This window comes from Coraliomargarita parva, assembly GCF_027257905.1.
GTDB lineage: Bacteria > Verrucomicrobiota > Verrucomicrobiia > Opitutales > Coraliomargaritaceae > Coraliomargarita_A > Coraliomargarita_A parva.
This window is the reverse complement of record NZ_JAPZEI010000005.1, coordinates 237,788-252,083: the sequence shown is the minus strand read 5'-3', so window position 1 is coordinate 252,083 and position 14,296 is coordinate 237,788. Positions and strand designations below refer to the sequence as shown.

General features: G+C 54.7%; 13 protein-coding genes. 6 read left to right on the top strand and 7 right to left on the bottom strand.

Going from position 1 to position 14,296, the window contains the following annotated elements; translation table 11 throughout:
* Nucleotides 1–2: 2 nt before the first annotated feature.
* From O2597_RS09460 to O2597_RS09430, 7 genes are all read right to left on the bottom strand, one after another.
* The gene (locus O2597_RS09460) at nt 3–1,583 is read right to left on the bottom strand and encodes a tetratricopeptide repeat protein (protein ID WP_269524296.1); all 1,581 of its coding nucleotides are present in this window, start codon (nt 1,581–1,583) and stop codon (nt 3–5) included.
* A gap of 80 nt (nt 1,584–1,663) precedes the next feature.
* The gene (locus tag O2597_RS09455) at nt 1,664–3,430 is read right to left on the bottom strand and encodes an ArnT family glycosyltransferase (protein ID WP_269524294.1); all 1,767 of its coding nucleotides are present in this window, start codon (nt 3,428–3,430) and stop codon (nt 1,664–1,666) included.
* Nucleotides 3,430–5,310 (bottom strand): hypothetical protein, encoded by a 1,881-nt coding sequence (locus O2597_RS09450; RefSeq protein ID WP_269524292.1) that lies wholly within the window; start codon nt 5,308–5,310, stop codon nt 3,430–3,432. Before O2597_RS09450 ends, O2597_RS09455 begins: the two co-directional genes overlap by 1 nt.
* Before the next feature lie 137 nt (nt 5,311–5,447).
* Nucleotides 5,448–5,798, bottom strand: a complete 351-nt coding sequence (locus tag O2597_RS09445; protein WP_269524290.1) for a prepilin-type N-terminal cleavage/methylation domain-containing protein — start codon at nt 5,796–5,798, stop codon at nt 5,448–5,450.
* Nucleotides 5,799–5,954: 156 nt separating this feature from the next.
* Complete coding sequence (locus O2597_RS09440) at nt 5,955–6,977, bottom strand: PIN/TRAM domain-containing protein (RefSeq protein WP_269524288.1); 1,023 nt, start codon at nt 6,975–6,977, stop codon at nt 5,955–5,957.
* Nucleotides 6,978–6,992: 15 nt separating this feature from the next.
* Nucleotides 6,993–7,127: a hypothetical protein gene (locus O2597_RS09435; RefSeq protein WP_269524286.1), complete on the bottom strand. Its 135-nt coding sequence runs from the start codon at nt 7,125–7,127 to the stop codon at nt 6,993–6,995.
* 64 nt (nt 7,128–7,191) lie between these two features.
* The gene (locus tag O2597_RS09430; RefSeq protein ID WP_269524284.1) at nt 7,192–8,901 is read right to left on the bottom strand and encodes an SUMF1/EgtB/PvdO family nonheme iron enzyme; all 1,710 of its coding nucleotides are present in this window, start codon (nt 8,899–8,901) and stop codon (nt 7,192–7,194) included.
* 175 nt (nt 8,902–9,076) lie between these two features.
* Here O2597_RS09430 and O2597_RS09425 point away from each other — a divergent pair, with 175 nt between their 5' ends.
* The 6 genes from O2597_RS09425 to O2597_RS09400 are packed head-to-tail and all read left to right on the top strand — an operon-like array spanning nt 9,077 to nt 14,292.
* Nucleotides 9,077–9,934 carry a prephenate dehydrogenase gene (locus O2597_RS09425; protein WP_269524282.1) on the top strand — a complete coding sequence of 286 codons (858 nt, stop codon included), beginning with the start codon at nt 9,077–9,079 and terminating at the stop codon, nt 9,932–9,934.
* 31 nt (nt 9,935–9,965) lie between these two features.
* A complete protein-coding gene (aroA, locus tag O2597_RS09420) occupies nt 9,966–11,327 on the top strand; it encodes a 3-phosphoshikimate 1-carboxyvinyltransferase (RefSeq protein ID WP_269524280.1) in 1,362 nt (453 codons plus the stop codon).
* On the top strand, nt 11,320–11,988 hold the full coding sequence (gene cmk, locus O2597_RS09415) for a (d)CMP kinase (protein ID WP_269524278.1): 669 nt from the start codon (nt 11,320–11,322) through the stop codon (nt 11,986–11,988). Before aroA ends, cmk begins: the two co-directional genes overlap by 8 nt.
* Before the next feature lies 1 nt (nt 11,989).
* Nucleotides 11,990–12,640 (top strand): lysophospholipid acyltransferase family protein, encoded by a 651-nt coding sequence (locus tag O2597_RS09410; protein WP_269524276.1) that lies wholly within the window; start codon nt 11,990–11,992, stop codon nt 12,638–12,640.
* A gap of 25 nt (nt 12,641–12,665) precedes the next feature.
* The gene (locus tag O2597_RS09405) at nt 12,666–13,046 is read left to right on the top strand and encodes a GxxExxY protein (RefSeq protein WP_269524274.1); all 381 of its coding nucleotides are present in this window, start codon (nt 12,666–12,668) and stop codon (nt 13,044–13,046) included.
* A 49-nt stretch (nt 13,047–13,095) separates the two neighbouring features.
* On the top strand, nt 13,096–14,292 hold the full coding sequence (locus tag O2597_RS09400; protein WP_269524272.1) for an AIR synthase-related protein: 1,197 nt from the start codon (nt 13,096–13,098) through the stop codon (nt 14,290–14,292).
* Nucleotides 14,293–14,296: the final 4 nt, after the last annotated feature.

Here is a 14,296-nt window from a genome sequence, read left to right as displayed (position 1 = left end):
ATTTAACGTGCTTCACTCCCCGTCAACGAGCGCTCAAGCCAGAGCGCTTGATTCGGCTTCAGGCGACCCGGATCGACCTGCTCTGCCCAATGCCGGCCTCGAACCCAGTCTTTTTCTTCCAAATATGCAATCGCCAGAGCAGCGACCAGCCCCGGTGTGAGTTTTCCATCCCTCGCTTCGACCAGTTGCACCACGTCGCTACGATGCCCCATCAGCAGCAGCAACCACATCCGATTCTCGAAAGGCTCAACATACCATTCGGCAAGTTCCTCGCTTTTCTTGAACGCACCCAGGGCGAGTTCACCCTCTCCACGACTCACTAGGGTAACACCCCAATTATTCCACGCCAACCAGTTTTCCGGATAGTTCTTTACCGTTAGCTCGTAGAGGGAATATTGGCTGTCCCACCAACTAGCCCGATAACTGCCGCATATGGCCGAAACACCCAGCAGTACAGCCCCCGCCAGCAGAATAATCCTCGGCCGGACAGATACGGACAGGCGCTCGAAAACAACCCCAGTCACCAGCGCGAGTCCACATAGCGGAAGCAACAGATAATAATTTGTAATCGGCCCGTTACGCAACGGTATCCAGTTTGACAATGGCGTCATTGCAAAAATGAAAAATAGCAGCCCGAACGCCACACGGCTACGGCGGCGTTCAAGCAACCATAGTGCAAGCAGAAGAAGCGTAGCTAAAAAAATCCAGTAGGGCAGCTCGAACAGAAAGGACCCTCTTGGATCATCGACCAGCAACATTCCCCCATGCCCGAATGGGATCAACGCCATTTGGAGATGCTTGAGCGTATAATACGGAGCGGAACAAAAGAGATCCAAATCGCTCGCCGAAGGTGGAATCATCAGATGTGCCATCTCAGTGATGGCATTTTGATCTCCCCGAACGATCAGATAGGTCCCCAAAAGAACCAGCGACAGTACAATCAAACACACACTCCGAGGCACCCCTGCCGACCGCCGATGGTACAATACCAAAAGGACACTTAATGGAACGACCACAACCCCGAGTTCATATCCGAAAAGCGCAAGTAGCCCGAAAACAACGAGCAGCGGCAGCGCGAGACGATAGCCGTAGTTCCCCATGAGAAACTCCGCTGCCGTCGCGCAGAACAATACGATGAATACCGCTGAGAATATGTTATTAATCGCACTGGGAAAAACCACGGATGCGACTTGAGCCGGATGCAAGACCAACAGGCAGGCACTGAAGAACGCCCACGGAGGCTTCATAAAACGACAGGCAAAGAAATAATATGCCGCACCAAAGGCCGAAAAGATCATCAAGCTGGCCACTCGCAAGTCGAAGAGCTCTCCATCCCGTGCAAAGAAGTAAAACGCGATATTCTTGACCGGCCTATAAAGCCGGGTTGCGTCCATTCCGAAGACTTCGGAGTAACTATCAAAACCCTGGACCCACTCGATCTGCGCTGGATCGTCAATAACAGGCCCATATTCCAAAGTCGGCCAGTAGACGGCAAGAAGTACCCCGAGAAGCAGGACATAAACCAGTAATGCGCGGATGGAATGGACTCCGCTCGTCCCAAGTCGCAGACATCGTTTACTCATGAGAATCGGATCTCGAAGCTTCTAACAGACATGCCAGGCCAAACCAACTATTGACTGAGAAACTCATAATTCGTGTTCGATTATTTCTCACCAATATTCACGACTCGATAGACACGAGTTAACATGAACGGTCGAAAGCTACGCTCTGCCATCAATTCCAATTCGAACCCGGGCCCAAGGGTGTCATCCGGTCGATCCGGGACCCAATTTCCATTCTTAAGATAAAGACGCTCGACGTAATGAATACCGGAAACCTCCCCGGTTTTAACCATATCAACGAGATAGTAAGAAAGGCTCCGCGCAGAACCCGGAGAAAGGCAGAACCAATCCCGATACGCCCAAGGAATTTGAAACGCATCAATCACGAGACTATCTTTCCGGATCTTTCCCCGGCTCAAGTCTTCCAGCCACAGCTGTTCGCGAATGGCAAAATTGCGCTCCGTAAAGACGGCCTTTGCATTCATCGGCAGCGTAAATCCGAGGAGAAAGGCAGCCAGGACAAAGTAAGCAAGCTTCCAAAAGGCAACCCGTGGCCAATGCTCCCCCAAGTGCCGCCAAACATACAGGATACTGAAGACAAGCAAGGCATGGAAAGGTAATGCGTATCGCGAAACGAATGGGCTGTCCAAACGGGCCGCATGGAAGCAGAGTAGAAATAACAGGTTGAGGACTATAAAAGGGGCAAAGACAATAAAAACGGCCCCCAATGCCTCGGTCCTCCACAGACGACTCCATTGACTTCGGAACAGGACAAGAAAACCGATAAGGCACAACACGCCAAGTAAGCTAAGGAAGAGCGAATTCGCCAGCGTATCATCGAAACTGTAGAAATAGGCCAGCGCATGAAGGAGATTCCCTGGAAGGTAAGCCAAGGCGAATGCTTGAGTCGCCCCTCGCGTGAGTTCCCACCCATCTTCGGAACCTACATAACTCTTCAGCTGAAGGAGTGCCCCAAGCAGGATGGCCACAGATAAAATCGAGCCCCAGGAGAGGAAACACCGTTTTTCTCTCACCCAGCCGACGATAATGACTATTAGTACCGGAATGAGGAATAGGACCGATTCATAACGGGCATACGCCAATAGAACCGCAGTTATGCTCAATAATCCTTCACGACTGCGACAGGGACATCGCAGATACCAACAGGAGCAGAGGAATACCAGATGCAACCAGAAGAGATTCAGCATCTCCATCCCTCCGCCGGTCGCATTCTGAGCAAGCAGAGGTAAAGAAACCCATAAGAGCACGGCGAGGAAACCTGCTTTCGTTCCTGCGAGAAAGTTGCCTAGCAAGTAAACAAGCAACAGAAATGCGACACCGAAAAAGGCATTGACGAGAAATGTGTTTCCCGGTCGAAAGCCAATAACGTCATGCACCACGGAGACAAGAAAGGGGAACAACCAGGGACGCTTGTCCACATGTGTCGCAACAGGTTCGTATCGACTTTCATACATCTGGACTTGGTCCGTCACCACATATTGCTTCGATTCGTGAAAGTTACGAGCACTGCTTGCGAGGATGTAGTCATCCATCGCGATCTTGTTACCGAACTCGCCGTGGATGAAGAGCAACCAACTTCCGAGTAAAAGCGCAGCAAGGCAAGCAAGCCATTGTGACAGACGAATCGCCCTCAAGCGGTGGAACGGATTTATCCGGTAGAGACAGACTCCAATAAGCGCAACGCCGGCGAAAGTGAAGTAATAGCCTAGATGTTGTATCATCCAGCGTCCGAGCTCATCCGGACAGAATGCAACAAATACACCGACAGAAGCAAAAACTGCCAAGGCCGCACCGCCCCGAACGCGATTCGGCAATTGGATACCTTGTATCGTATTAGGCCACTTCATTATCTAGGGAGCAGGTCGATGAAATTTTGTACGGTCTTGGGATCCTTAAAACTCATCCGCCCGGTGTACGACACGGAGAGTCCATCCGTGTTAAATTGAAGTGGCTCACCTTCAAGGTGAATCGATTTCACGCGAGCCAAACGTAGATATGCCAAATCATTTAATTTCACTTCTTCAACTGTCTCCAAGTCAAAACTCTTCCGAAGCGGTTCGCGGACCTCATTAGAGACAGTCAAATAAGTCCCCTCGGCAAGCCTCCCCTTAGGAGTCAACACCAGATAGGTCACATACACATGGCTAAAGGTCTTCAGGCGCACATGCAGATCCAATCGGTCACGCTGCTCAATGGCTCTTTGAAGAGTCAAGAACGACTGCTTGCCCCCACCTCCGATCATCGACAAAAAAAGACTTTGTCCGTCGTCATACTTCGCACTCCAAGCTAATTGCTGCTCATACTGCTGCCGCTTCACGGCCCAACCAAGAAAATCGGTCTGCATAGATACCGGACATGTGTAACTGATAAAAACCAATGAAGGTATCAAAATCCCAGAGGAAATAACCCAGCGCGATGTAGAGATCTGCCCCAAAACCCATAGACTAAGGCATGCCTGCAAAATAATAAAGGGCAGGACGAGGCGCGTTGCTGCGATATCATTAATCTGCCCCCAGTTGTAGGCCATCAGTAGGCCAAAGTTCACAACAACAATCCCGCCGAACAAGCACACGACACGCCCCGACAAACTCAGGCCACCAATGCGCACGCGGCGCATTAGAATCAAGACACACAGACCAAGGAGACTGGCGAAAAATAGCAGCGAAAGGAGCAAACTATTCGGATGCGCCTTACCGATAGAAAAAAAGAACTCCGCAGCTTGTGATAGATTGTAGCGAATGTAATCCATCGAAAATGCCCGATCATAGCCGTCCTTCATATCCCAGAAGAACGCGTACTCATTCATCATCAATCGCTGCAAAGGGTAGATAACCAGCAATAAGGGAACCACCACAAAGGTCCAAGTAACCTGAACTGCTTTCTGACGATACCACGACCACAGAATAACGATGGCAACCGGCAGTATAAATAAGACGGACTCATAACGGGTTTGAGCCAACATGACAGTCGCGAGAAGCAGGAGGTTCAGCCGAACAGCTTCAGGATGGCGCAAAAAGGCATCCGCCAAGAGCCCCACGATTAGAATCATGACCAAGTTCAGCAAATCAAAACCTCCGCCGGTCGCGGTTAGCGGCAATAACGGCACGGTCGCTAACAAACAGAGAAGTATATATCCCCCAAGCGGTTTATAGAGACGCTGGCCCACCAAGTACAATAATCCCAGACATACCGGAAAGAGAAACAGATTGAGATAGACCGGTTGAAAAGGCCGGTATCCAGTAAGGTCATGCATGACACTCACCAAGAACGGAAACATGAGTGGACGCTTATCGACGCTTGTGCTAAAAAGGTGGAATACCCCCTCAATCCTGTAAGCCCGAAATGAGAAATAGGCCTCTTTCTCCTGATGCATTTGCATGGCCGTCGCAGCCAGCATCGGCTCATCCATGACGATCTTAAAACCCTTTGGCTGACTGTTCAACAGCACGAGCGACAGCAAGGCAATCACGCCGGCTGGCAAAAGACAAGTCCGGCAGGATTTGAAGATCTTTGTCGGCTCAATGCCGGACTGGAAAACAAAGCGCCGTTTCAGCAACGTCGCTAAATTCCACACAAATAGCAGAACCGCAGTGAGAATGAACCAGTATCCCCAGTGCCCGATAAAGTCGACTGCCTGCGCCGGTTGAAAATAAACAAAGCCAAAGTAGACCGAAACGAGCGCACTCGAAGCTAAAAGTATGAGACGGAGTAGATTTCCTGAAAACATGCCGTGCCTGCTACCACGATGCTGGTATACCATAGCCCTACCACATAAAAGCTATTTTCGTCATTTCCTTGAATTTGGACATGAAAAAGCCGCCTGTTAAACAACAGGCGGCTCTGAAAATAACCGATACAGTCAGCTTAGAAGTCGATCGAAATAGTACGACCGTCCGGGTGGCTGGCTTCGATCGGAGAGCCTTGCTGGATGTTGACAGTGTAGTTGTCACCAGACTTAGCAACCGGATTGAAGACCTTGATGTAGCTTTCCGTACCAACCAGTTCGACAGAGTCAACGGCTGTGACACCCCACTCGAGGAAGTACTGGTCAGCACCGGAAGCCAGTTGGCGAAGGTTGTTGATCAGGGTCTTTTCCTGAGAGGTAGCACGGACCTTTTGGAAGGCCGGGATCGCCATAGCGGCAAGAAGGCCGATAATAACGACCACGATCATAATTTCGACGAGGGTGAAACCCTTTTTGCTCTTAGTTTGCATGATGATACTCCTTTTGGATTTTTATATGTTATTATATGCAATGTGCCGGGGCGCTTCCCCGAGCCATATCGAATAGATCAAATCCAGCTCGATGATCCAAGCCTAAATAACTGCCACCAAGGCCTTTGAACATTTTTTAACAAAACCGAAGCCCCGTTAAACTTGGGCGTCATCCGGCTTATAGGACGCAAATATCATCTTTCCGCCCGAAGTCGGGACAACCGAGTCCACCTCAACCCGGACATCCTCCCCGATCAGGTCGCGTGCATTGTTCACCACCAGCATGGAACCGTCCGGCAAATAGCCCACAGCCTGCCCGGCATCCTTGCCCGGACGAACCAGTTGAGTCGAGACCCAGGTGCCCACTGAAATCTCCTGATTCAACGCCTTGACCAGGTTTGTGATATTCAACCAGGGCACCCCGTGAAATTCCGCCATTTTGGCAAGATTGTAGTCGGTCGTAAGCAGTTTGGCCTTCATCGCCTGGGCCAGGAAGACCAACTTGGAATCGACCGCTTCCGCGTCCGGCACATCACTTTCATGGATGCGCAGGTCGATATGCTTCATCGCCCGGATCCGGTTCAGGACAGTCAGTCCTTTTCGCCCCTTCTCTTTGCGGGCCTCATCACTGGAATCCGCAATCATCTGCAACTCGTTGAGGACGAAACGGGGGATCAGAAGCGCATGCCCCATCCAGCGGCTCTCACAGATGGCGGCAATCCGTCCGTCAATCAAGGCACTGGTATCGACCACCACCACGGGGGCCTCCACATTCTGTGGACTGAAGCGTATGTACGGAATCACCAGGTTGAACTCGTCCTTGCCACGCAAGGCCACAACCGATGCCAGGTACATGCAGACCAGGTAGAGGCTTAATTGGGAGAGGAACAGCAACTGAGCCAGTTCTTCATCCGACTCAAGCGGCTCAAACAGCGGCGAATTCGAGAGCATGTAGGCAATCAGCGCGCCCACTGCCAGTCCGAAAGTCAGCGCGGACATACCCCGGAGTGAAAAGCCCTGCAGCAGCATATCCGTCAGGATCACAAGTACCGCAATACTCATCCCGACAAACACCACCACGGGAAAAGGCCAATCCCCCACGACATACCACATCAACACGCTCCCCAGCAGGCTTAGCAGGAGGAAGAAGACTCGCAGAATGAGGATGGTATTTCTCATGGTTTAACTCCCCAGTCAAAAGCTGAAAGCACCGAAAATCCACGCTAAAAGCAGCGGCAGGAGCATCCCCACCGCCATGGCCAAGTAGATGATCCGTCGGGCACGGTCCGCCTTCTGCTGGTTCTCCGCTTGACTATGGGTTGAATCCATTAATGCCGTACAGCATAGGCAAACTTGTCCAAGAAGCAACACCAAGCTTCTCGCTACCAGCGATTTAACCTTCGTTGACCGCCACCACGATACGAAAGCCCGTCATACGGTTCCGTTCCGCGCGGGGCGCCTCCCGGATCGGAACGGTAAAGATAACTTCCAAGCGGTCCTGCACATGCCCCCCAATATGACGGGCATCCTCGTTCTCGAAACGATCCATCGACTCAAGCCACTCACTGACATTGCCGAGCAGGTCATAAAAGCCGCTGGAAAACGGCTGCTTGGTCGCCACTTCGTGCACGGAGCCCTCCGCATTGGACACGCTCCAGACATGATCCTCCAAAACCACATAGCGCAAGCGCCCCAGGGCCTCGCGGAATTCATTCTCCGTCGGTAAGCGTACCGGCTTGCCCATGACCCAGGAAAGCCGCTGGCAAAAGCTTTTCGCCTCCGTCCAGCTGACCGAATCCACCGGGTTCAGATCCCCCCGGTTCCGGCTGGGATTGTTCCCCATGATCAAGGCATAGAGGGCCTGCGGCACTTCGCTGCGAAGCATGTTCCAGCCCTCAACATTGGGAATCGGCAAGAGCGCATCGTAGACCCGGTCCTGGATGTACCCCAAGTCGTTTTGAAGCAAGTTCAGGTAACGTACCTTCACCTGCAGATCTTCATCATTCAGAGAACTGCGCGGAAAGACCTCCTGCATCTGCTTGATATCCTGACGCAGCTTTACAATCACCTCGGCGGCCTCATAGGTCCGGCGCTCGGACAGGAGTTGCTTCAGCAGGTCGTGATTGCGCTCGATATCCAAGCCCAGATCATAACTCTCCGCGGTCTGGCTCTTTCGCTGAAACTCGGCAACCCGCTCCGAACTGGCATAGGGACTTTCGGGATAGACCTCATTGAGCTGACGCTGCAATCGCGCGGCCTCCTCGTAAAGATTGGCGGCTTCGAGGTTTTCACCCTCCATACGGCGCTGGTCCGCCAACTCGGAAACCCGCTCGACCTCCAAATGGCTTTGCCCGGAACGGATGCCCACCAGCTTAACCTTGAGCCCCTCCAGACGCGACACACTGGCTTGATTGGTCCCGCGGTATTCGCGGTTCAACTGGTCCTGCAACTGAATCGCCTGCTGTAGGATCTCCTCCGCCTTGGCCCAGTTCTTGGCTTCGATGGAAAGATCCGCCTCTTCCTCCAGAGCCATGCTGCGCTGCAGGAGGGGCTCGGCCGTGAGATATCGGGCCTGACGCTGCAGGAGTGTGGCACGGCTGATATCGTATGCGGAACTCAAAGGGAAATTCTCATTGATTTCTTTCTGCTTCAAATAAGCTTCACGGAACTTCTGACGGGCTGCGTCATAGGAATTCGCGGCCGCCAGTTTCTCAGCTTCACGCTCGAGCACCTCACTTTCCGCACGCACATCCACAGACATCAAATTCTGGTAACGCTTATCCAGGCTATCGCGGCGCAAGACGGCTTCACGGTTGGAACCGGGCAGCAGCGAGACATATTCCCGCTGCAAATCCAGCGAGCGCCGCAACAACTCGAGATCTTCCGCAGTCGCATCGCGCAGAACCAGAATCTCTTCGAAGCGCGCCTCCAGTTCGATACTTTCGTTCTCCAGACGGCTGACCTCCGGCGATATGATTTCGGGCGCCCCCATCCGGTCGTAATCCACATCGCGTGGTCCCAACATGGAAAGGAAACCAAGGCCACCAATCACAACGACTGCAGCCAACAGAACAAGGAGAGTAATGAGAATGCGCTTTTTCACGGGGATGAGCTATAGAACCCTTGGTCCGCTCAGTGTTTCACCGCGACGGAGCATCTTAAGGATATGCCAAGCTTAATGAGGCGCCTCGCCAAAAGCGGCAAGGGAAAAGCAGGCATGAACAAGCCGGGCAATTTATCTCTCGACTTCAAATGGCAAAAAAAGTTTCAAACTGGGGATGTTTGAGCAAATCACGATCCTAGGTCCCGGCCTGCTGGGTGCCTCGTTGGCCATGGCGGTCAAGGAGCGCGACCTCGCCCGGCGCATCGTGAGCTGGTCCCGACGCCCGGAAACACGCGCCAAGTGCCTGAACCAGAACTGGTGCGACCAGGTGGCGGATTCGCCCGAAGCCGCGGTCAAGGGCAGCGATTGCATTATTCTCTGCACACCGGTCAAAACCATCGCCCCCCTCGTCGGACAGATCGCGCCGGTCCTGGAAAAGGGTGCCCTCGTCACCGATGTCGGCAGCACGAAAAGCCTGATCTGCCGCGAATCTCGCAGCCTGCTGGCCAACACCGGGGCCCGCTTCATCGGCTCCCACCCCATGGCCGGCTCCGAACAGGCCGGAATGGAATTCGCGCGCGGCGACCTGTTTGAACAGGCCGCTTGCCTAGTCACCCCGCTCGACGACGCCAGCGAGACCGAAATCGCAAAACTGCTACAGTTCTGGGAAGCGCTGGGGATGATCGTCAGTACCGTCTCCCCGGAAAAGCACGACGAAATCGTCGCGCATGTGAGCCACCTTCCCCACTTCCTCATGTCCTCCCTGTGCAGCTATCTGGCAAGCAGGGAACCGAACTGGCAGAACTACTCCGGGGGAGGCCTGCGTGACAGCACACGCATCGCATCGGGCGACCCCGGCCTCTGGCAGCAGATCTTCACCCAAAACCGGGAAGAGGTGGTACGGGCACTCGACGGCTTCGAACGCGAATTGCAAGCCCTCAAGTCCGCCCTCCTCAATGGCCAGGACCTTCAAATCCTCAATACACTCGAACGCGGAAAGGCCTACCGGGACCGGCTGCGCCAGCGCGATTAATTCAACTCCGTCATACCCAGTTCCTTCACCAGTGCAAGACCCACTACCAATCCTCCCGTTCACACATCCGCTGGACAGCAGCCTGCCTCTTCCCGGCTCGAAAAGCATCACCAACCGGGCTCTGATCCTGGCCGCAATGGCTCAAGGGGAAACCGTACTGGAAGGCGCCCTCTTCAGCCGAGACACCCGCATCATGCTGGCAGCCCTCGAACAGCTGGGCTACAGTTACCAGATTGACGATGCGACGCGCAGCATCCGTCTCCAAGGCACCGGCGGCAAGATCCCCAAGCTGGAAGCCGAACTTGACGTCGGCAATGCCGGTACCGCCGCCCGCTTCCTCACCGGATTTCTGGCCCTTCAAGCAGGCGGGGTCTACAAGCTCGACGGAGATCCCGCCATGCGGGAGCGCCCCATGGCAGGTCTGCTCGATGCCTTGGTCGAGCTCGGTGCCGCGGAATTCACCTTTCACGGCCAACCTGGGCATTTCCCCTTCACCATGCGAAGCAAGGGCTATTCGGGCGGCAAGGTCCGCGTGGATGCCAAGGCCAGCAGCCAAATCCTATCGGCCCTGCTCCTCGCCGCCCCCGCCGGGCAAGGCACGGTCACCCTGGAGTGCCCGGATGTCCGTCCCGCCTACGTCGCCATCACGCTGAAAATGCGCGAAGCGTTCGGGGCAAACGCCGTCGAAGCGGATGCCTCCGGTTGCTACGAACTGGAGCCCGTGGCCTACAGCGCGCCGGCCAACCGGATCTACCGGATCGAACCGGACGTCTCCGCCGCCAGTTATTTTCTCGCCCTCACCCTTTTACATGGAGGCAAACTCCACATCCCCAACCTCGGCCCCGAGCCACTACAGGGCGATGCCCATTTTGTCGAAGTGCTGGCCCACCACGGCCTCCGGGTCGACGCCTCCCAGGAGAAGTGGGTCGTCGCCTGCCCCGGAGACAATGATCCGGGTCGCGGGCACCGGGAAGTCGACTTCAGCTCCATCTCCGACACCTTCCTGACCTATGCCGCCATCGCACCGCTCCTCGGCGGTTCGGTCCGGATCACCGGAATCGGCCATACCCGGCACCAGGAAACGGACCGGATCGCAGGCATGGCCAATGAGCTCTCCAAACTCGGGCAACTGGTGAAGGAAGAGGACGATGCCCTGACCATCGCCCAAAAGCCCAATGAACTGCGAGCCCGTGCCATGAAAGCACGCAACGCAGGACAACTGATGGAGATCGATACCTACGAGGACCATCGCTTCGCCATGAGCTTTGCCATCCTCGGCAGCTATGACCTCTTCGGCGATGGCAAACCTTGGCTCGCCATCAAGAATCCGGAATGTTGCGGCAAAACCTTCCCGCAATTTTTCAAAGTCCTCGAATCACTCCGAAATGACTGATTCCAAAGTATTTCAAATCATCGCCATGGACGGTGGCGCCGCCGTCGGCAAATCCTCGACCTCGAAGGCACTGGCAGAGCGACTGGACCTCATGCATGTCGATACCGGCGCGCACTACCGCACGCTCACCTTCGCGCTCCTCAATGCCGGAGCCGCTCCTGAAGCTGAACACGAGATCGAATCCTTCCTAAAAAGCCTGAAGCTTGAAACCATGCTTCAGGAGCGCAGCGCCAGACTCAGCGTGAACGGCCAGATTCCGGAAGACCACGAGATCCGGTCCCCACAGGTCAACGCGAACGTCTCCAAGATCGCAGCCATCCCTGCCGTACGTAAATCACTCTTCAACTACCAGCGCGCACAGGCGAAAGTCGCGCGCGAGGCAGGCTTCGCCGGTCTGATCATGGAAGGTCGCGACATCGGCTCTGTCATCTTCCCCGATGCGGATCACCGCTTCTTCCTGGATGCTGACGAAGCAACAAGAGCCGCCCGACGCGCCAAAGAAGGCCTGACCGACTCCATTGCCGACCGGGATAAGATGGACAAGGCACGAAAAACCGCTCCACTCATTTGCCCCGAAGGTGCTACCCGTGTGGACACGGGACACCGCACACTCGAAGAAGTCGTTAATTATATCTGCAGCTTGATCCAGATCCAAGCCTGACATGAGCAATACCTCCATTCCCAATCCGGGTTTTTACGAACTCGTTCGATCCACCGCAGAAAGCTACTTTCATCTGCTGTATGATTTCACCCAATCCGGCGTCGAAAACATCCCGATGGATGGCCCGGTCATCTTTGCCGCCAACCACGTAAGTTTCTACGACCCGCCAGCCATCGGTTGCAGCCTGCACCGGCAAATCAATTATTTCGCACGCGATACCTTGTTTAAGGGGCTCTTTGGCAAGTGCTTGCTTCAAATCGGCACCATCCCGGTCGCTCGCGAAAATGCCGAGGTCAAATCGCTCAAAGCGATTTTCAAGTCACTCAAAGCAGGCGGAGCGGTCGCGATCTACCCGGAAGGCACCCGTTCGCCCGATGGTCAACTCAGCGCCCCCAAACCCGGAGCCGGGATGATTGCCAGCAAGTCCCGGGCAACCGTGATACCCACCCGCGTCTTCGGCACCTACGAAGTCTTTGGCCGCAACGACAAGCTGCCCAAGGTCGGCGGACACATCCATATCACTTACGGTAAACCGATGTCGACGGCCGACATCGACCCCGGTAAAGAACACCCGGATCGCTACCTCGAAGCCTCCAAGCGCATCATGGCCCGCATCGCCGAACTCCAACCGCCCGACAATACGGTTGTTTGAGAACCGTTAATGGACATGAATGAACGTGAATCAGACAGAGATCGACGATCTGATTTTCAAGCTCAACGGCGCTGCGATGACAGTCTTAAATACCATCGGGCATGGATTGCGTGAAAAAACCTATGAACGGGCACTTTCCGTTGAATTCAAGCACTTGGAAATTTCTTACGACCAACAAAAGTGCTATCCGGTATTCTATCGAAATGTGAAGATCGACGAATATATTCCGGATATGGAAATAGAAAACAGCCTGCTATTGGACACAAAAGTCGTCCCGCAAATTGGGGATATCGAAATTGGCCAAATGCTCAACTACCTGAAAATCTCCCAAAAACCTCTTGGTCTAATCCAAAACTTCAAACATCCCAGATTGGAATGGCGTATCGTCCGCCTCCAACCATCCTAAAAATTAACGTTCATTAACGTCCATTAACGGTTCAACCTCCTCCAATTTCATGAGCAATCCCACCGATCGCTACGCCCAACGGGGCGTCTCCTCCTCAAAATCCGAAGTCCATGCCGTGGTGGACAAGCTCGACCGCGGGGTCTTTCCCGGCGCCTTCTGCAAAATCGGGGCCGACCTACTCACGGGTAATCCGGAAAAGTGCAACATCATCCATTCCGACGGCTCCGGGACCAAGAGCACCCTCGCCTACCTGCACTACCGCGAAACAGGGGATCCCTCCGCTTTCCGCAAGACCGCCCAGGACAGCCTGGTCATGAACATCGACGACCTGCTCTGCATCGGCGCGGTCGACGGCATTTTGATTTCCAGCACGGTTAACCGCAACGCCCGGGCCGTACCGGGGGAAGCGCTGGCCCAGCTCATTTCAGGCACGGAGGACTTTCTCGCCACCATGCGTGAGTACGGAGTCGGCACACACAGCGGCGGGGGCGAAACCGCCGACGTCGGGGACCTGACCGGCACCGCCACCGTGGACTCGTGTGCGGTGGTCGTAATGGACCGCAAGGACGTGATCGACAACGCCCGCATCAAGCCCGGCCTCGTCATTGTCGGCATGGCCTCCTCCGGACAAGCCCACTACGAAAGCTTTGAAAACTCGGGGATCGGCAGCAACGGCCTGACCAGCGCCCGTCACGACCTGCTCTGCAGCTACTATCTGGAGAAATATCCGGAAACCTGTGACAGCAAGACGGACAAGCAATTCCTCTACTGCGGTCCCTACAAGATGGAAGACCCGCTTCCCGAGTCCACACAGACTGTCGGCGAAGCGCTTCTCAGCCCGACCCGGACCTATGCGCCGGTGATCAAGAAGCTCCTGGACGAAGAACGCCCGGCCATCTACGGCATGGTGCACTGCTCCGGCGGTGGCCAGACCAAGTGTATCCGCTTCGGCACCGGCGTCCACATCATCAAGGACAACTTCCTCCCCATCCCCCCGATCTTCAAGGCCATCCAAAAGGCCAGCGGCACCAGCGATGAGGAAATGTTCCGCGTCTACAACATGGGCCACCGCATGGAAGTCTACTGCGAGCCTGAAGCCGCCGAACGGATCATAGGCCTTAGCGAGTCCTTCGGGATCCCCGCCCAAATCGTGGGACGAACCGAAGCCACCCAACGCGAGGACGGTGAAAACCACGTCACCATTCGACACGACGGCAAGACGCTGGAATACGCAATCCAGCACTAAGCAG